Genomic DNA, 19,884 nt, shown 5'->3' with positions numbered 1-19,884 from the left:
CCCGTCTACCATCGAGCCTCGTGCCTGCCCGCAGTTCCCGTCTCGTCGCGATCCTCGCGGGAGTTCTGGGACTCGTCGGCGTCCTGTGCTGCGGTGTCGCACCGCTCCTTCCGGTCACCCAGCAGACCGCGACGATCCTGTGGCCGCAGGGCGCGGGCGCAGACGGCTCGGTCAGCGACATCACCGCACCGCTCGTCTCCGGCGCCCCCAAGGCGCTCGACGTCACGATCCCCTGCACCGCTGTGGCGAGCCTGCCCGCCGACGGCGGCGTGGTGTTCTCGACGATCCCGGCCAACGGGATCGACGCCGGCCGTAACGGGCTGTTCGTGCGCGCCAACGCCGACGTCGTCTACGTCGCGTTCCGCGACACCGTCGCCGCCGTCGCACCTCGGCAGGACGTGGACCGCGGCGCGTGCAGCGCGCTGCGGCTGTGGGCCAACGTCGGTGCGGTCGGAGCCGATTTCGTCGGCATCCCCGGCGCGACGGGCACCTTGAGCGTCGACAAACGCCCGCAGGTGGCTGGGGTGTTCACCGATCTGCGGGTCCCGGTGCAATCAGGCCTCAACGCGCGCATCGACGTCGACACCCGCTTCATCACCACCCCGTCGGCGCTGAAGACACTCGTCATGGCGCTCGGCGTCCTCTGCGTGGTCGGGTCGATCGTCGCGCTCGCGCTGCTCGACCGGGTGTCCGGACGGCGCCCGCGCCGCGCACGTGGCCGCGTCGGCTGGGCGACCTGGGTGGCCGACCTCGGCGTGATCGGCGGGCTGCTCGCCTGGCACATCGTGGGCGCGACGTCGTCGGACGACGGCTACAACCTGACGATGGCTCGGGTGGCCGGCGAGGCCGGCTACACCACCAACTACTACCGCTACTTCGGGGCGTCCGAGGCGCCGTTCGACTGGTATCAGAGCGTGCTGGCCCACCTGGCCTCGATCAGCGCCGCCGGAGTCTGGATGCGGCTGCCTGCGCTACTCGCCGGCATCGGTACCTGGCTGATCGTCAGCCGCTGCCTGCTGCCGCGGCTGGGCCGCCGCGTCGCCGCCAATCGGGTGGCCATGTGGACCGCCGCGGCGGTGTTCCTTGCTGCCTGGCTGCCGTTCAACAACGGGCTGCGGCCCGAGCCGCTGATCGCTTTCGCGGTGGTCGCGGTCCTGATGCTGGTGGAGTGGACTCTCGGGACGCGCAGGCTGTGGCCGGCCGCCGTCGCGATCGTGATCGCGATGTTCTCGGTGACGCTGGCACCGCAGGGTCTGGTCGCGCTGGCGCCGCTGCTGGTCGGCGCCCGCGGCATCACGCGCATCGTCTCCGCCCGCCGCCGCACCGACGGGTTCGCGGCGACCCTGCTGCCGCTCGTCGCGGCGTTCTCGCTGGTCTCGGTGATCGTGTTCCGCGACCAGACGCTGGCCACCGTCGCCGAATCGGTGCGCATCAAGTACGTCGTCGGGCCGACGATCCCCTGGTACCAGGAGTTCCTGCGCTACTACTACCTCACCGTGGAAGACAGCGTCGACGGCTCGCTGACCCGCCGCTTCGCCGTGCTGGTGCTGCTGCTGTGTGTGTTCGGGCTGTTTGTCGTGCTGCTGCGGCGCGGCCGCGTACCGGGCGCGGTGAGCGGACCGGTGTGGCGGCTGACGGGCAGCGCCGCCGTCGGCCTGTTGCTGCTGCACCTGACCCCGACGAAGTGGGCCGTGCAGTTCGGCGCATTCGCCGGGCTCGCCGGGGCGCTGGGCGGGGTGACCGCATTCGCGTTCGCCCGCGTCGGACTGCACAGCCGCCGCAATCTCGCGCTGTACGTGACGGCCCTGCTGTTCGTCCTGGCCTGGGCGACCTCGGGCATCAACGGCTGGTTCTACGTCGGCAACTACGGCGTGCCGTGGTTCGACAAACAGCCCGTGATCGCGCACTTCCCGGTCACCACGATCTTCCTCGTGCTGGCCATCGCATGCGGTCTTCTCTCGGCGTGGCTGCACTTCCGCATCGACTACGCCGGTCACACCCAGGTCGCCGACACCGGCCGCAACCGCGCGCTGGCATCCACGCCGCTGCTCATCGTCGCGATCATCATGGTCGTCCTCGAGCTCGGCTCCATGCTCAAGGCAACCGCAGGCCGCTACCCCGTCTACACCACCGGCGCGGCCAACATCTCCGCGGTGCGCTCCGGCCTGGGCTCCGACAGCTGTGCGATGGCCGACGACGTCCTCGTCGAAGCCGACACCAATGCCGGCATGCTGGCACCCGTTCCCGGCCAGCGCTGGGGTCGGTACGGGCCGCTCGGCGGTGAGGATCCGGTGGGGTTCACACCCGACGGCATCAGCGACACCCTCGAACCGGCCGAGCCCGTCGCCGCCAATCCCGGCACGGTCAACTCCGACGGCCCCGTCGACAAGCCGAACATCGGCATCGGCTACGCCGCGGGCACCGGGGGCGGCTACGGACCGGAGGGCGTCAACGGCTCCCGGGTGTTCCTGCCGTTCGGGCTCGATCCCAAGCGAACACCGGTGATGGGCAGTTACGGCGAGAATGCCGTCGCGGCGAAGGCGACTTCGGCCTGGTATCAGCTCCCGCCCCGCACCGCGGACCGGCCGCTGGTGAGCGTCGCCGCCGCCGGAGCCATCTGGTACTACAACGAAGACGGCTCGTTCAACTACGGCCAGTCACTGAAGCTGCAGTGGGGAGTGCACCGGCCCGACGGTTCCTACCAGGCGCTGAACGAGGTCCAGCCGATCGACATCTTCCAGCAGAAGGCCTGGCGCAATTTGCGCTTCCCCATGACGACTGCGCCGCCGGAGGCCAACGTCGCGCGCATCGTCGCCGACGACCCGAACCTGTCGGAGGACCAGTGGTTCGGGTTCACCCCGCCGCGGGTGCCGGTGCTGCAGACCGCCGAACAGTTCCTCGGGTCGGACACCCCGGTGATGATGGACATCGCCACCGCGGCGAACTTCCCCTGCCAGCGCCCGTTCGCCGAGCACCTCGGGATCGCCGAGCTGCCGCAGTACCGCATCATCCCGAACTTCAAGCAGATGGTGGTCTCGTCGAACCAGTGGCAATCCGCCGAATCCGGAGGACCGTTCCTGTTCATCCAGGCGCTGCTGCGCACCGCGACGATTCCGACCTACCTCAAGGGTGACTGGTACCGCGACTGGGGCTCGCTGGAGCGCTACATCCGCGTCGTACCGCGCGACGAGGCGCCTGACGCCGTCGTCGAGGAAGGATCGACACGGGTGTTCGGGTGGAGCCGCGGCGGACCGATCAGGGCCCTCCCGTGAGCGACGTGAAGGTGGCGCGCTGGGTCGCGACGATCGCCGGGTTGCTGGGCTTCGTGCTGGCGGTGGCCACTCCGCTGCTGCCCGTCACGCAGACCACGGCGACGCTGAACTGGCCGCAGCAGAGCCGGGTCGACGACGTCACCGCGCCCTTGATCGCTCAGGCCCCGGTCACGCTGACCGCCTCCATCCCGTGCACGGTGCTGGCCGGCATGCCGGCCAGGGGCGGACTGGTGCTGGGCACCGCACCCGCGCAGGGGCGCGACGCCGCGCTGAACGCGATGCTGGTCAACGTCACCGCCTCCCGCGTCGATGTCATCGTCCGCAACGTCGTGGTGGCCAGCGTCAACCGCAACCGGATCGGTGGCTGCGAACGCCTGGACATCACGTCATCGCACGACGGCACGTTCGCCGAATTCGTCGGTCTGACCCAGGTTTCCGGTGCGGACGCGGGTAAGCCCCAGCGCACCGGCTACGCGGACCCGAACCTGAGGCCGGCGATCGTGGGGGTGTTCACCGATCTGGTCGGCCCGGCGCCGCCCGGGCTGCAGTTCTCGGCGACGATCGACACCCGCTACACCACCCACCCCAGCGCGCTGAAGCTCACCGCGATGCTGCTGGCGATGGTGTCGACGGTGATCGCCCTGCTGGCGCTGTGGCGGCTGGACCGCCTCGACGGGCGCCGCATGCATCGGGTCATTCCGACGCGTTGGCGCACGTTCAGTGTGGTCGACGTCGTCGTCGTCGGCGGGTTCCTGCTCTGGTACGTGATCGGGGCCGGGTCCTCGGACGACGGTTACCAGATGCAGATGGCGCGTACCGCCGATCACGCCGGCTACATGGCCAACTACTTCCGCTGGTTCGGCAGCCCGGAGGACCCGTTCGGCTGGTACTACAACGTCCTCGCGCTGATGACCCACGTCAGCGACGCCAGTCTGTGGATCCGGCTGCCCGACCTGATCTGCTCGATGATCTGCTGGCTGCTGCTGAGCCGCGAGGTGCTGCCGCGACTCGGACCCGCGGTGTCGTCGAGCCGGGCCGCGATGTGGGCGGCCGGTCTGGTCCTGCTGGCGGCGTGGATGCCGTTCAACAACGGGCTGCGCCCCGAAGGGCAGATCGCGACCGGCGCACTGGTCACCTACGTGCTGATCGAGCGGGCCATCACCTCGGGCCGGCTCACCCCGGCCGCACTGGCCACGCTCACCGCCGCGTTCACCCTGGGCATCCAGCCGACCGGGCTGATCGCCGTGGCCGCTCTGGTCGCCGGTGGCCGCCCGATCCTGCGCATCGTCATGCGGCGGCGCGCGCTGGTGGGCACGTGGCCACTGATCGCCCCGCTGCTGGCGGCAGGCACTGTGATCCTGACGGTGGTGTTCGCCGACCAGACCATCGCAACGGTGTTGGAAGCCACCAAGATCCGCACCGCGATCGGGCCGAGCCAGGAGTGGTACACCGAGAACCTCAGGTACTACTACCTGATCCTGCCGACCACCGACGGCGCCATCGAACGCCGGGTGGCGTTCCTGTTCACCGCGATGTGCCTGTTCCCCTCGCTGTTCATGATGTTGCGACGCAAGCGGGTTCCCGGTGTCGCGCGCGGGCCGGCCTGGCGCCTGATGGGCGTGATCTTCGCGACGATCTTCTTCCTGATGTTCACCCCCACCAAGTGGATCCATCACTTCGGGTTGTTCGCGGCGGTGGGCGGCGCGATGGCGGCACTGGCCACGGTCATGGTGTCGCCGGTGGTGCTGCGCTCGGCTCGTAACCGGATGGCGTTCCTGTCGCTGGTGTTCTTCGTGCTGGCGCTGTGCTTCGCCTCCACCAACGGCTGGTGGTACGTCTCGAACTTCGGTGTGCCGTTCAACAATTCGGTACCCAAGGTCGGCGGCGTGACCGTCAGCACCATGTTCTTCGCGTTGTTCGCGGTGGCTGCCCTGTGGGCGTTCTGGCTCCATCTGAGACCGCGGCGCGAACCTCGCCTGGTGCGGCTGCTGACCATCGCGCCGATCCCGATCGCCGCCGGGTTGATGGTCGTGGTGTCCGTCGCCTCGATGGCGATCGGCGTGGCCCGCCAATACCCGACGTACTCCAACGGATGGGCCAACGTGCGGGCGCTGGCCGGTGGCTGTGGATTGGCCGACGACGTTCTGGTGGAACCGGATTCGAACGCCGGCTTCCTGGCGCCACTGCCCGGCGACTACGGGCCTCTCGGGCCGCTCGGCGGCGCGACGCCGACGGGGTTCTCCCCCAACGGGGTTCCCGAGAAGATCATCGCCGAGGCCATCCGGCTGAACAACCCACAACCCGGCACCGACTACGACTGGAACCGCCCGATCAAGCTGTCCCGGCCCGGGGTGAACGGGTCGACGGTCCCGCTGCCCTACGGTCTCGATCCCGCACGCGTCCCGGTTGCCGGCTCCTATTCGACTGCTGCGCAACAGGAGAGCCGCCTCACCTCCGCCTGGTACGCACTGCCCGCACCTGATGACGCGCATCCTCTCGTGGCGATCACCGCGGCGGGCACCATCGAGGGGACGAGTGTCGCGAACGGTCTGACGTCCGGGCAAAAAGTCGAACTCGAATACGCCACCCGCGGTCCCGATGGAGCGCCGGTACCCGCCGGCCGCGTGCAGCCCTACGACATCGGCCCCACCCCCTCGTGGCGCAACCTCCGCTACCCACGCTCGGAGATTCCCGCCGACGCCGTGGCCGTGCGGGTGGTCGCCGAAGACCTGTCACTCGGCCAGGGCGACTGGGTCGCCGTCACCCCGCCGCGGGTGCCCGAGGTGCGCTCGGTGCAGGAGTACATCGGTTCCACCCAGCCGGTGTTGATGGACTGGGCGGTCGGGCTGGTGTTCCCGTGCCAGCAGCCGATGCTGCACGCCAACGGCGTGACCGACATCCCCAAGTTCCGCATCTCGCCCGACTACTTCGCGAAGCTGCAGAGCACCGACACCTGGCAGGACGGCAAGAACGGCGGCCTGCTCGGGATCACCGACCTGCTGTTGCGGGCGTCGGTGATGTCGACGTACCTGTCGCACGACTGGGGTCAGGACTGGGGTTCACTGCGCCGGTTCGACACCATCGTCGACGCGCAGCCGGCACAGATCGACCTCGGTGAAGCCAGCCGCTCCGGGCTGTGGTCACCCGGCCCGATGCGCATCGAGCCGTGATCGATCGGACCGAACTCGGCCGGGCCACACTGACCCGGGTGGTCGAGCTTCGCGTCCAGATGCGCACCGACCTGTTCGGCCAGACCCCGGCCGAGGCCTGGACCGACAACGCCGACCTGCTCGAGCCGCTGTTCTGGGACCGCGAGGCCGACCAGTGGAAGATCGCGATGCAGACGTGGGTACTGCGAGTCGACGGGCTGACCGTGCTCGTCGACACCGGGGTCGGCAACGACCGGCACCGGCCGCACTTCCCGCCGCTGCATCACCTGCAGACCGGCTACCTCGACGCGCTCTCGGCGGCCGGGGTCACCCCGGAGTCCGTGGACGTCGTGGTCAACACGCACCTGCACACCGACCACGTCGGGTGGAACACCCGCCAGGTCGACGGGGCGTGGGTGCCGACGTTCCCCAACGCGCGCTATCTGATGCCCGAGCTCGACTACCGCCACTTCTCCCCCGACGGCGACAGCACGAACGACGGCATGCGAATCGTGTTCGCCGACAGCGTGATTCCTGTCTCTGACCAGACCGAGCTGTACTCCGGTGATCATCGGCTCAGCGACTCGCTGTGGCTGCGACCCGCCGGCGGTCACACACCCGGGTCGTCGGTGGTGTGGCTGGATGCCGGCGTGCCCGCCGTGTTCGTCGGCGATCTGACGCACTGCCCCATCCAACTCGTTCGGCCGGACGATCCGTGCGCGTTCGACGAGGACCCGGCCGCCGCTGCGCGCACCCGCCACCGGGTACTGACAGAAGCCGCCCGTCGCGGCGCCGCGATGATCCCAGCGCACCACCCCGGACACGGTGGTGCACGTATCTCGCCCCGCGACAACGGGTTCGGCGTCGAGGAGTGGCTGGCCCTCTCGCCGATCTAGGCTCGCCGGTAGGCGGCGAGAAAGACCCGCACCCCCGCCGCTGCCAGCACGTCCACGTCGACCGACTCGAGCACCGCGGGACCGCCCCGGAACAGCGCCTCGTCGATGCACCGGCCCACGATCAGGAACGCGAAATGCTCTGCGGCCAAACTGGATTCGACGATGCTCAGCAGCCCTCTCTCGTCCAGACGGCTGAAGCAGTCGGCGAACGCCGCCAGTGTCCGCTCCGGCGCCTGCCGAAGATAGGCCTCGGCGAGCTCCGGCACGCGGGTGGCCTCCCCGATCACCAGACGCCGCAGTTGCACCACCGGCTCGGCCAGCACCACGCGCAGGTAGTCGGCGGCCAGCTCCGTGAGATCCCGATCCAGGTCGATCGTGTCGGCCAGCGCCGACACCCGCATCGAGAACGCTTCGACGGTGTCCTGCAGAGCCTCGTCCACGATCGCCATCAGCAGAGCGTGCTTGTCGCCGAACTGCGTGTAGACCGTCTGCTTGGACACCGCCGCAGCGGCCGCGATCGCGTCGACGCTCGTGCCTTGGTAGCCGTGAGCCAGGAACAGCCGCCGCCCCTCGGCCAGGATCGTCGCCCGCTTGCGCGCCGAACGGCTCGTCGGTTCCGGCATCTCACCTCTCCAGTACTGGACAGTCCAGTTTTGAGTACTGTACGGTCTAGTTCCATTCTGACATGGAGGGTGCCGTGACCACGACAGATTGCCCACCGCTTGCGGACCGGATCACGAAATCGCTGTTCGGCTACGGCGTGATCGCAGGCCCCATCTACGTGTTCTCGGTGGCCGCCCAAGCCGCCACCCGCGACGGATTCGACCCGACCCGGCACGCCGCGAGCCAACTCGCCAACGGCGACCTCGGCTGGATCCAGATCGCCACCTTCGTCGTCTGCGGCGCGATGACGATCGCGGCCGCCGTCGGCGTCGGTCGCGCACTGGGTCCCGGACGACGAGCGATGTGGACCGCAAGCCTGCTCGGCGTCTACGGGGCGGGGCTGATCCTCGCCGGGATGTTCCGCGCCGACCCGTCCGACGGCTTCCCGCCGGGCACCCCCGCAGGCCCTGCAGTCATGACGTGGCACGGCATCACCCACTTCGCCGTCGCCGGTGTGGGTTTCGCTTGCCTGGTCGCGGCGTGCTTCGTGTTCGGTGGATGGCCATCACGGATCGTGGGTCTGGTGTTCGCGGCGAGCTTCCTGTGGTTGTCCTCCGGCCAGGGCCGCACACCTGCACTGCTCGCCTTCACGGTGGCCGTGGTGCTGAGCTGGGCGTGGCTGTGCGCGGTGTCGATCCGGTTGTACCGCCGCGTCTGAGCTAGCCGGTGTTGTCGTTCGCCGGAGTGTCATTCGCGGCGGGGTCCGCGTTCTCCCGCGCGATGTCGCCCTGGCAGTCGGCCTGCGACCGGTTGGTCTGCTGCACGCACACCTGCACCGGAACATCCCCGGTGCCGGTCGGCTTGGCGATGTCGGACGAATACAGCGACCACAGCTGCTGATCCGACCCACTCACCTTCGCGCAGTACGCCTGCGCCTTCTGCTCCGTGATCCCGGCCGCGCCCAGCGTCCCACAGTCCGCACCGACCACCACCACGGGCACGGCCACGGTGTCCGTCTTCGCGGGCTCGTCACGCAACACGACGAACAACGTCGCGGCGACCGCCACTACAGACAGCACGAGCGCCAGCACCGCCAGGATGCGCCCGCGGGACCGCGCGGCAGCCCGCGCCGTCCTGGCGTGACGCGGACCGGCCGTCGCCGCCTGTGCCGGCATCGTGGCCAGGGGATCGGCACCGAGCGCCGGGGCCATCATCCCCGTCCGGTTCGCCAGTGCCCTGGCGAAGTCGATGCAGCGCTCGAACCGGTCTCCCGGCGATTTCGCCAGCGCCTTCTCCAACGCTCCGCCCAGCCCCGACAGATCCGGGCGCGCCTGCGCGATCGACGGTGGGCGCGCCGACAGGTGCGAGCTGATGACGATCGCCGGGTTGGAATGCTGGAACGGTGGCGAACCCGTCAACAGCTGATAGGCCGTCGCCGCCAGCGCGTACTGGTCGGCCCGCCCGTCGATGTCTTTCTCGGCGGTGAGCTGCTCCGGTGCCGAGTACGCGACCGTCCCGACCGTCATGTCCGTGCCGGTGAGCGCACTAACCTCGCCCACGCGACGGGCAATGCCAAAGTCCGCCAACAGAATTCGTTCGTCATCGGTATCGGGATCGGCGATCAGGATGTTGGCCGGCTTCACGTCGCGGTGCAGCAGGCCGCGCGCGTGCGCGTAGTCCAGCGCCTCCCCCACGGCGGTGACGATGCGGACCACCAGATCCGGCGGCATCCCGTCCGGGTAGCGCTCGGCGAGTAGGCGCGCGGCGTCGGTGCCCTCGACGTGATCCATCGACAACCACAGCCGGCCGTCGAAGTCGCCGCGGTCGTGTACCGACACGATGTGCGGATGCCACAGGGTGGCCGCGATGTCGGCCTCCCGGTTGAAGCGCTCCCGGTACTCGGTGTCGGCGCACACCGCGGCCGAGAGGACCTTCAGCGCATCGTTGCGCGGCAGCCGAGGATGGCGCGCCAGATACACCTCACCCATACCCCCCGAGCCCAGCAGCCGCATGACGGTGTAGCCCGCGATCACGTCTCCGTCGGTCAGCGGCATCGCGAGACCCCTACGGCGCGCAGAGGTAGGGGAAGTCGGGCAGGAACTCCTGCCGCGGCGCGAAGTCGGTCAGGGCGGTGCGGCCGTTCGTCAGGAACTTCGACCGATAGTCGGCGACGTCGTCACGCAGCGTGCGCCCGTTCGGATAACCGGCGGGCTTGCGCGGGTTGTACGTCAGCACGTCGGGAAGCGTGCCCTCAGCGTTGATGGCAGCGATGGCCTCCGTACGGGTGTAGCCCCCGGTCTCGGCCATCAGGTCGATCAGATGCCCCATCCACCGGCCCTGATCCCGGTTCGGCTCGTCGGCGTTGAACTCGGCGAGTTCGGCGTCGTCGGGGAAGAAGCCGCTGACCCACGGATGCGCGACACGGTCGGCGTGCACCCACCGGCCGTCGGTGTTCACACTGCACCGCGCCCAGATGCGGACGTCCGGCATCGCGCCGAGGTACGCCGTCGGGAGCTCCACCGCCATCGCGATGACCCGCGAGCCCGCGAACGCGGCGTCACTACGGGCCCCTGCGAAGAACGAGAACGACCCCGACCGCGACCGCCACAGATGCGGCTCGTCCTCGAAGGACACGTCCGTGCCACCGAAGATCTCCGACCCCACGGCGGCGTCGACCCGTGCCTCGGCCTGCAGGGCCAGGCGGACGTCGACCTTCTGCCGTGGCGACGACGGCTCCCCGAAAGGTTCGGAGAAGGTGAAGTTGAACGCGATGTCGTTGCGCAGGTCACCGTCGTTGTCGATCGCGATGCGATAGACCGCGTCGGGATGCATCGCATCGGCGTTCGGGTTCGCGGTCAGGATCAGCGCGGTGCGCCCCGGATCGCTCGGCGACGGGAACACGTACAGATCGCACAGGTCCAGGCGTGGATCGCCCAGCGGCGCACCCCGACGCAGCCCGGTGAAGTCAGTCGACACGAGCTCTATCCAACCGCACGCCAGTTCTAGATGGGCGTCAGGCCGTGTTTGCGCAGCACCTTGGGGAACGGCTGCTTGTCGCGCAGCAGTTTCAGCGACTTGCGCAGCAGCAGCCGCGTCTCGTGCGGTTCGATGACGCCGTCGATGTAGCCACGCTCGGCGGCGATCCACGGGGTGGCCATGTTCAGGTTGTAGCCCTCGATGAAATCCTTGCGGATCTTCTGCACCTCGGGGGCCGTCGGATCCGGGAATCGCTTCACCAGCAGCTGGGCCGCGCCCTCGGCGCCGATCACCGCGATACGCGCCGTCGGCCACGCGAAGTTCAGATCCGCCGAGAGCTGCTTGGAGCCCATCACCGCGTAGCCGCCGCCGTAGGCCTTGCGGACCACGATGGTGACCTTGGGGACGTCGGCCTCGACGATCGCGTTGAAGAAGCGTCCGCCACGCTTGATGATGCCGTTCTTCTCCTCCGCGACACCCGGCATCGCGCCCGGAGTGTCGACGACGAAGACCAGCGGCAGGTTGAACGAATCGCAGAACCGGATGAAGCTCGACGCCTTGTCCGACGCCTCACTGTCCACCGCGCCGGACAGCACCATGGGCTGGTTGGCGATCACGCCGACCGGCCGCCCGTCGACCCGGGCGAACGCGGTGATCATCGCGCGCCCGCGCTGATCGGACGTCTCGAACACGTCGCCGTCGTCGAAGATCCTCAGCAGGATCTCCATCATGTCGTAGGCCTGGTTGTCCGAGTCCGGCACGATCGTGTCCAGCTCGAGGTCGTGCGGGGTGATCTCCGGTTCCAGCCCCGGGTTGATGATCGGCGCATCGTCGAAGTGGTTGGCGGGCAGGAAGCTCAGGTAGTCCCGCACGTACTGGTAGGCGGCGGCCTCGGATTCGACGACCTTGTGGATATTGCCGCGCTGCGCCTGCACGTCGGCGCCACCGAGTTCGTCGAACGTGACGTCCTCACCGGTGACGTCCTTGATGACGTCGGGGCCGGTGATGAACATGTAGCCCTGGTCACGCACCGCGACGATCAGGTCGGTCTGGATCGGCGAATACACCGCGCCGCCGGCGCACTTGCCGAAGATCAGCGAGATCTCGGGCACCAGTCCGCGCAGCATCTCGTGGCGGCGGCCCAGCTCGGCGTACCAGGCCAGCGACGTCACCGCGTCCTGGATCCGCGCACCCGCCGAGTCGTTGATACCGATGATCGGGCAGCCGACCATCGCCACCCACTCCATCAGCCGGGCGACCTTGCGGCCGAACATCTCGCCGACCGAGCCCTGGAACACGGTCTGGTCGTGGCTGAACACACCCACCGGGCGGCCGTTGATCGTGCCGTGGCCGGTCACCACGCCGTCGCCGTAGAGCGCATCCGGATCACCCGGCGTCTTGGCCAGCGCACCGATCTCGAGGAAGCTGCCCGGATCGAGCAGCTCGTAGATGCGGTCCCGCGCGCTCGGGATGCCCTTCTTCGCGCGCTTCGCGACGGCCTTCTCACCGCCCGGCTCCTTGGCGAGCTCCAGCTTCTCCCGCAGTTCGGTGAGGAGTTCGGCCGTGGTTTTGGTGGTCACTTGCTCTCGCTCTCGATCACGGTGATCGCCTCACTCAGGTGAGCCCCGACCTTGGCAATGTACGGCTCGTCGATGACCTGGATGTGCTCGCCCCCGACCGGCACCACTTCGAGATCCTCGACGAACTCGCCCCAGCCGCCGTCAGGCTGACGGACGGCGTAGCGCGGCTCGAAGAAGATCGCGTCGTCGTGATAGCGGTCGGCCATGTACAGCGTGACGTGACCGTCGTACCGCTGGATCTCCGCGGTCTCGAGCAACCGGTTGTCCAGGTACGACGTGCGCTGGTGCTCGATGATGCCGCCCGGGATCTCGACCCCGGCCTGCTGCACGGCGTCGAGCACGTAGCGAACCTGGCCGTCGTCGTCGAGCGCCTCGAGGTCCTCGTAGGGGATCTCGGGGATCTCGACGTTGAAGGTGCGCTGAGCGAACAACGCGTAGCGGTCCCACCGGGCGCGGGTCTCCTCCTTGGTCTGGGGGATCTCCTCGCCGGGACGCACCATGTCGATCAGTCCGACGAATCGCACGTCGGCGCCCGCGCGCTTCAGTCCGATCGCGCACGCGTAGGCCAACGCCCCGCCGAGCGACCATCCGACCAGGATGTACGGACCGTCGCCCTGGATCTCCCGCAGCTTGGGCAGATACTCGGCGGCACGCTCCTCGACCGAACCCTCGACGCGTTCGAACCCGTACATCGGGGTGTCCGCCGGCAAGCGCTTGAGCAATGGCTCGTAGACCACGGTCGACCCGCCGGCCGGGTGGAAGACGAACACCGGGATGCGCGTCGAGCCCTCGGGCCTGGCCCGGATGGTGCGGACAAACCCGTCGACCTCGCCGGCGTCCATCAGGTCGCGCACGACGGTCGAGAGGTCCTGGATGGTGCCGGCGGCCTTGACCTGGTCGGCGGTCACCTCGCCGTCGGCGCGCTCGGAGAGCCGCTCGGCCAGCTTCTGCGCGGTCGCGTCGTCGATCGACGGCAGCTCGTTGAAGATGCCGCCCGGCGACTTCCCGGTGACGATGGCCCACGTGGCGAACGTGACGCGTTCTGCGGCGTCACGCGGCGGCACGTCGGCGCCGAGCGCCTCGGTGACCGCTTCCTGCGTCAGCACCTTCGCGGCGAGGCTTGCCGCGCTGGGCTTCTCGGCGACCGGGCCGCTCGGGTCGGTGGGAGGGGGCGGGATGCCCGGACCGGACGGATCCGTCGGCGGAGCGGGGACCGCGACATCTGACAGCGGCGGCGGGACCGTCAGGTCCCGCTGGGCCTCGACGCTGTCGGTGGCGATCTGCTCGGCCGGGGACTGTTCAGCCGCGATCGGGTGACCCGCCTCGGCGAGCTTGGCCTCGAGCTCGGCGACCGTGCTGGCCCCGCCCATCATCTCGGCCTGCTCGGCCGCGATCTCCTCGGCGGTCTTGCCCTTCTGGGCCTCGGCGAGCTGGTCGACCTCGTCGCGGTGCTCGATCGCGTAGGCGATCAACTTCTCCACCGCGTACAGGTTCGCGTCGCGGACCGCGGTCAGTTGGATCGGCGGCAGGTCGAAGTCGTACTCGACGCGGTTCTTGATGCGCACCGCCATCAGCGAGTCCAGGCCCAGCTCGATCAGCGGGACCTCCCACGGCAGGTCCTCGGGCTCGTAGCCCATCGCCGAGCCCACGATCGTGCCGAGCCGCTCGCCGATCGTCTCGCCGGACTCCGGGGACCACTTCGCGAAACTCGCACCGAGGTTCGCCCCTGCGGTCAGGTTGTCCGCCTCGAACGCCGGTGTCTCCTCCGGCTCGTCGTCGACTGGTGCACTGGCGATCTCGGCGACGGTCCCGGCGCCGACTGCCGTCGGCAGCACAGTCTGTGCACCGTTACGACTGACGATCGCGTCGTAGACCAGGGTGAAGGATTCGTCGATGCGGGCATGCACCTGCACACTTGCCCCGCCCGGATGGCGGCTCAGCGTCGTGACCAGGCGCGAGCCCTCGGCGGGAACCGCGCGCTGTTCGGAAGCGACCAGCTTGGCATCCGGAAGGACCATCGCCGCAGCGCTTTTCACCAGAGCCGCCAGATCCGCCTCGCCGCGGGGCGAGAACTCCCACACGTGCCTGCCGTCTGGAGTGGCCACATGGCTGCCCGGCATCACCGACGAGCTGTCGCCGGTGAAGTGCGCGTCAAGCCAGTGCGGCTTGCGCTTGAACGTCGTCGGGGGGATGTTCGCGAAGTCCAGTGCCCCGGCGTACCCGCGCGACGTGCGCGGGAACAGGGTGCGGAAGTCGAGGTCGTGGCCGTACACGAACAGGTGCGCCATGGCCGTGGTCATCGAGTCGACCTCGTCCTGCTTGCGCGCCAGCGTCGGGATCAGCTGCGCGTCATGCAATCCCGCATCCGCAGTGGTGAGCCCGGCCTGCATCAGCGCCACCGGGTTGGGCGCCAACTCGAGGAACGTGGTGTGCCCGTTGTCGACGGCGTTGCGGATGCCGTGGGTGAAGTAGACGCTGTGTCGCAGCCCCTTCTTCCAGTAGTCCACGTCGTGGATCGGCTCGGCCCCGGCGCGGATCAGGTTGCCCTCGTGCACCGTCGAGTAATAGGCGACCTGCAGTGGATGCGCTTCGATGCCCTGCAGTTCCGCGGCGAGCTCCCCGAGCAGCGGATCCATCTGCGAGGTGTGGCTGGCGCCCTTGGTCTGGAACTTGCGGGCGAACTTGCCCTCCGATTCGGCCCGGGCGATGATCGCGTCCACCTCGTCGGGCGGGCCGCCGATCACCGTCTGCGACGGCGCGGCGTACACACACACCTCGAGGTTCTTGAAATCGGAGAAGACGGAGTCGATTTCGGCCGCCGAGTACTCGACCAGCGCCATCAACCGGATGTACTCGCCGAACAGCATCGCCTCGCCCTCACCCATCAGGTGGCTGCGCGAGCAGATGGTCCGGGTCGCGTCCTCCAGGGAGAGGCCGCCGGCGAAGTAGGCCGCGGCCGCCTCGCCGAGCGACTGCCCGACCAGGGCACCCGGGGTGGCGCCGTGAGACTTCAGCAGTTCGCCGAGCGCGATCTGGATCGCGAAGATGGCCAGCTGCACCTTCTCGATGGGCAGTTCGGTGGTCTCGTCGGTGTAGTCGATCGCGTCGTCGAGGATGAGCTCGAGGACCGAGAAGCCGCGTTCGTCCTGGATCAGGCTGTCCACCTTGTTGATCCACTCGGCGAACGTCTCGTCACGCAGGTAGAGGCTCTTGCCCATCTTGCGGTGCTGAGCGCCGAAACCGGCGAGCACCCACACCGGCCCGTTGGTCACCGGGCCGTCGGCGCTGATGACCAGCGGGGTGGGCTTGCCCTCGGCAATGGCGCGCAGACCCTTGATCGCCTCGTCGTGATCGTGGGCCAGCACCACCGCGCGGGAACGGCCGTGGTTGCGCCGCGACAGCGAGCGGCCGATGGACTCCAGCGACGATGCGCGACCCTCGGGGCTGTCGATCCAGTCAGCCAGCTCCGCGGCGGTGGCCCTCTTGCGTGACGTCAGGAATCCTGAGACAGCCAGCGGTACAATCGGATTCGGGGGATTCTCGGCGTCGGCGGCGGCCTGCTGCTCACGGGCGATCTCGAGCAGGCGCTGCGCTTCGTCGGTCAGGCCCGGCAGTTCGTACTCGGCCTCGGCCGCCGCGGCCGGGGTGTCCAGCGCGTCGTCATCGTCGTCAACGTCATCGTCATCGTCGAGAAACTCGCCGTACTCGTCCATCCGCACCCCACCGACGTAGACGTCTTTCGCGTCGTCGTTGGCGGATGTCGTGGCGGCGACGTCAGGCTCGGGCTCCGGCTCGACGAGGTCGCTGGGGAGCACCTCGCGCACCACCAGGTGGGCGTTGGCACCGCCGAAGCCGAAGCCAGACACACCGGCGATGGCCTTGCCGCTGTAGCGCGGCCAGTCGGTCACCGTGTCGGCCACCTTGAGGTGCTCGGCGTCGAAGTCGATGTAGGGGTTGGGTCCGGCGTAGTTGATCGACGGCGGAATCTTGTTGTTGCGCAACGACAACGCGACCTTGGCCAGGCTCGCCGCACCGGCAGCGGACTCCAAGTGGCCGACATTGGACTTCACCGCGCCCAGCAGAGCGGGCTTGTCCGCCGCGCGGCCTCGACCGATGACCCGGCCCAGCGCGTCGGCCTCGATCGGATCACCGAGGATCGTGCCGGTGCCGTGAGCTTCGATGTAGTCCACGGACCGCGGGTCGATGCCGGCGTCCTTGTATGCCTTGCGCAGCACCGCTTCCTGGGCGTCCGGGTTGGGCGCCAGCATGCCGTTGGAGCGACCGTCGTGGTTGACCGCACCGCCCGCGATCACGGCGAGGATGTCGTCGCCGTCGCGGCGGGCATCCTCGAGACGCTTCAGCACGATCATGCCGCCACCCTCGGAACGGGCGTATCCGTCCGCGTCGGCGGAGAACGACTTGATGCGACCGTCGGAGGCCAGCACGCCGCCGACCTCGTCGAACCCGAGGGTGACCAGCGGCGTGATCAGCGCGTTGACCCCGCCGGCGACGACGACGTCGGCGTCCCCGGCGCGCAGCGCCTTCATGCCCTCGTGCACGGCGACCAGAGCCGACGAGCACGCCGTGTCGATGGCCATCGACGGGCCGCGGAAGTCGAAGAAATACGACACGCGGTTGGCGATCACCGCGCTGGAGTTGCCGGTGATCGCGTAGGGATGCGCGACGGTTGGATCGGCCACCGACATGAACATGTAGTCGTTGACCGAACTACCGATGAACACGCCGACGTTGCCGCCGCGCAGACTCGACGCAGGAATCCTGGCGTGCTCCAACGCTTCCCACGTCAGCTCGAGCGCCATCCGCTGCTGCGGGTCGATGTTGTCGGCTTCCATCTTCGACAGCGCGAAGAACTCGGAGTCGAAGCCCTTGATGTCTTTCAGGTAGCCGCCGCGGGTGCGGGCCTTGGCCACACGCTCGGCGATGCGCGGCTCGGACAGGAACTCCGACCACCGCCCCTCGGGCAGATCGGTGATCGCGTCGCGGCCCTCGAGCAGCGCCTCCCACGTCTGGTCGGGGGTGTTCATGTCCCCCGGAAAGCGGGTGCCCACACCGACGATCGCGATGTTGAGCCTGCCCTCGTCACCGTCGCGCGACCAATCCTCGGCATCGAGGGCAGCCATGTCCGTTTCGGGCTCGCCTTCGATGATCACGGTCGCCAGCGACTCGATCGTGGGATGGCGGAACGCCACCGTCGCGGTCAGCGTCACGCCGGTGAGATCCTCGATGTCGCTGGCCATCGCCACCGCGTCGCGCGAGGACAAACCGAGCTCGACCATGGGCGTCGACTCGCTGATGGAGTCCGGCGACTGCCCGGTGGCATTGCCGATCCAGTTACGCAGCCATTCCCGCATCTCGTTCACGGTCATGTCCGGTACGCGCGAATTCTCTTGCGAGTCAGCCATGTTCACTTAACCTCACGATCGACAAGCGGCCCGTAGGGGCCGCTTCTGCCGTTGCTGTAGTTGGGTGTCAGTCGGTCTGGTCCGGGAAGGCGTTGGCCACCTTGCCGCTGCGCAGGCTTCCGTCGAGATAGGCCGAGCGGCAGGCCCGTCGGCCGATCTTGCCGCTCGACGTCCGGGGGATGGCCCCTGCGGGGGTGAGCAGGACGTCGCGAACCGTCACGCCGTGCCGCACGGCGATCGCCGCACGGATGTCGTCGGCGATCGGGCCCATCTCGAGCTTGTGGGCACCCGGCGCACGTTCGCCGACGATCACCAGCTGCTCCGAGGTGTCGTTGGGGTCCCGCTTGAGCCCTGAATGGGCATCGGCGAACACCTCGTCGGGCAGCTGGTTGGCCGGCACGGAGAACGCGGCGACGAAGCCGGTGCGCAGTGCCTTGGTCGCCTCCTGCGCGGAGTACTCCAGGTCCTGAGGGTAGTGGTTGCGGCCGTCGATGATCACCAGGTCCTTGGTGCGGCCGGTGATGTACAGCTCGCCGTCGTGATGGGCGCCGAGGTCACCTGTGCGAACCCAGGTCGCGTCGTCGGGGGCGCCCTGGGCGTGCGACGGCTCGGTGCGCGACTTGAGAATGTTGTGGAAGGTCGCGGTGGTCTCGTCGGGCTTGCCCCAGTAGCCGGTGCCCATGTTCTGACCGCTGATCCACACCTCGCCGATCTGCCCGTCGGGCAGCTCGGTGGCGCTGTCGGCGTCGACGATGACGGCCCACTCCGCGACACCGATCTTTCCGGCGCCTGCCTGCGCGACCGCCTTGGGCGAGTCCGCCGGCACCTCGACGAAGCGGTGCTCGTTGAGCGCGTCACGGTCGACGTGGATGATGCGGGGCTCGGCGTTCATCGGTGTGGTCGAGACGAACAGTGTCGCCTCGGCCAGGCCGTAGGACGGCTTGATCGCCTGCGGCTTGAACCCGAACGGGCTGAACGCCTCGTTGAACCGGTTGACGGTGGCGGCCGAGATCGGCTCGCTGCCGTTGAGGATGCACTTGATGTTCGACATGTCGAGCGGCTCTTCGCCGTCCTTCGGCACGCCGCGCGCTGCCGCGTGATCGAAGGCGAAGTTCGGCGCCACCGAGATGGTGCCGCCGGTGTCGCTCTCCTTGCGCGCCATCTCCCGGATCCACCGACCGGGGCGACGGACGAACGCGGCGGGCGTCATGAAGGTGATGTAGTGCCCGAGCATCGGGGACAGCAGCACGGTGATCAGGCCCATGTCGTGGAAGAACGGCAGCCACGACACCCCGCGGTCGCCTTCCTGACCGTCGAGGGCCTCGATGACCTGGACGACGTTGGTGGCGAGGTTGAGGTGGGTGATCTGCACGCCGGTCGGGATGCGGGTCGAGCCGGACGTGTACTGCAGGTAGGCGATCGTGTCGTGCTGCACGTCGACCGGCTCCCACGTGGCGCCGACCTCGGTGGGCACCGCGTCGACGGCAATGACGCGGGGACGCTGGTTGGCCGGCCGGGTGCGGAAGAACTTGCGGACGCCTTCTGCGGCCGCGGTCGTCGTCAGGACCGCTGACGGCGAGCAGTCGTCGAGGACGGCGTGCAACCGGCCGACGTGGCCGGGCTCGTTGGGGTCGAACAGCGGCACGGCGATCCGGCCGGCGTACAGCGTGCCGAAGAACGCCACCAGGTAGTCGAGGTTCTGCGGGCACAGGATCGCGATGCGGTCACCGGGCTGGGTGACCTGCTGCAGCCGCGCGCCCACGGCACGGTTGCGGGCGCCGAAGTCGGCCCACTTGAGGTCACGCTCGACACCGTCGCGCTCGGTCGAGAAATCCACGAACCGGTAGGCCAGCTTGTCGCCGCGCACCTTGGCCCATCGCTCGACGTGCTTGACCAGGTTGCCGCTGTCGGGGAACTTGATCAGCCCGTCTTTGATGAACGGGTTGTGGAACGCCATCTCAACTCCAATCACATGGGATGAATCC

10 protein-coding genes are annotated in these 19,884 nt (G+C 68.7%); 4 read left to right on the top strand and 6 right to left on the bottom strand.

The annotated features are described in order from the left end of the window. Positions 1-20: 20 nt before the first annotated feature. The 3 genes from PGN37_RS20170 to PGN37_RS20160 are packed head-to-tail and all read left to right on the top strand — an operon-like array spanning position 21 to position 7,317. Positions 21-3,272 (top strand): arabinosyltransferase domain-containing protein, encoded by a 3,252-nt coding sequence (locus PGN37_RS20170; protein ID WP_335332774.1) that lies wholly within the window; start codon positions 21-23, stop codon positions 3,270-3,272. Continuing rightward, a complete protein-coding gene (locus tag PGN37_RS20165; protein ID WP_442932970.1) occupies positions 3,236-6,442 on the top strand; it encodes an arabinosyltransferase domain-containing protein in 3,207 nt (1,068 codons plus the stop codon). Before PGN37_RS20170 ends, PGN37_RS20165 begins: the two co-directional genes overlap by 37 nt. Next, positions 6,442-7,317 carry an MBL fold metallo-hydrolase gene (locus PGN37_RS20160; protein ID WP_335332843.1) on the top strand — a complete coding sequence of 292 codons (876 nt, stop codon included), beginning with the start codon at positions 6,442-6,444 and terminating at the stop codon, positions 7,315-7,317. Before PGN37_RS20165 ends, PGN37_RS20160 begins: the two co-directional genes overlap by 1 nt. On the opposite strand, the gene PGN37_RS20155 is transcribed toward PGN37_RS20160, so the two are convergent. Next, a complete protein-coding gene (locus PGN37_RS20155) occupies positions 7,314-7,940 on the bottom strand; it encodes a TetR/AcrR family transcriptional regulator (RefSeq protein WP_335332772.1) in 627 nt (208 codons plus the stop codon). The two genes, PGN37_RS20160 and PGN37_RS20155, sit on opposite strands and share 4 nt — an antisense overlap. A 74-nt stretch (positions 7,941-8,014) precedes the next feature. Between PGN37_RS20155 and PGN37_RS20150 the strand changes: the two genes are divergently transcribed. Continuing rightward, positions 8,015-8,638 (top strand): DUF998 domain-containing protein, encoded by a 624-nt coding sequence (locus tag PGN37_RS20150; protein WP_335332771.1) that lies wholly within the window; start codon positions 8,015-8,017, stop codon positions 8,636-8,638. A gap of 1 nt (position 8,639) precedes the next feature. Here PGN37_RS20150 and PGN37_RS20145 read toward each other — a convergent pair whose 3' ends face one another. The 5 genes from PGN37_RS20145 to fadD32 all read right to left on the bottom strand — a co-directional run bounded on the left by PGN37_RS20145 (position 8,640) and on the right by fadD32 (position 19,856). Next, positions 8,640-9,974 carry a serine/threonine-protein kinase gene (locus tag PGN37_RS20145; protein ID WP_335332770.1) on the bottom strand — a complete coding sequence of 445 codons (1,335 nt, stop codon included), beginning with the start codon at positions 9,972-9,974 and terminating at the stop codon, positions 8,640-8,642. 10 nt (positions 9,975-9,984) lie between these two features. Then, positions 9,985-10,896 (bottom strand): DUF4331 family protein, encoded by a 912-nt coding sequence (locus PGN37_RS20140; RefSeq protein ID WP_335332769.1) that lies wholly within the window; start codon positions 10,894-10,896, stop codon positions 9,985-9,987. A 26-nt stretch (positions 10,897-10,922) separates the two neighbouring features. Then, complete coding sequence (locus PGN37_RS20135) at positions 10,923-12,476, bottom strand: acyl-CoA carboxylase subunit beta (RefSeq protein ID WP_335332768.1); 1,554 nt, start codon at positions 12,474-12,476, stop codon at positions 10,923-10,925. Continuing rightward, a complete protein-coding gene (gene pks13 / locus PGN37_RS20130; protein ID WP_335332767.1) occupies positions 12,473-17,899 on the bottom strand; it encodes a polyketide synthase Pks13 in 5,427 nt (1,808 codons plus the stop codon). The genes PGN37_RS20135 and pks13 overlap by 4 nt, the downstream gene beginning before the upstream one ends. A 67-nt stretch (positions 17,900-17,966) precedes the next feature. Continuing rightward, positions 17,967-19,856, bottom strand: coding sequence for a long-chain-fatty-acid--AMP ligase FadD32 (gene fadD32, locus PGN37_RS20125; RefSeq protein WP_335332766.1), 1,890 nt, complete (start codon positions 19,854-19,856; stop codon positions 17,967-17,969). Between the last annotated feature and the right edge of the window lie 28 nt (positions 19,857-19,884).

The sequence above is a fragment of the Mycobacterium kyogaense genome (genome assembly GCF_036946525.1).
GTDB classification, from domain to species: Bacteria; Actinomycetota; Actinomycetes; order Mycobacteriales; family Mycobacteriaceae; genus Mycobacterium; species Mycobacterium kyogaense_A.
This window is presented reverse-complemented; position numbering and strand designations above follow the sequence as displayed.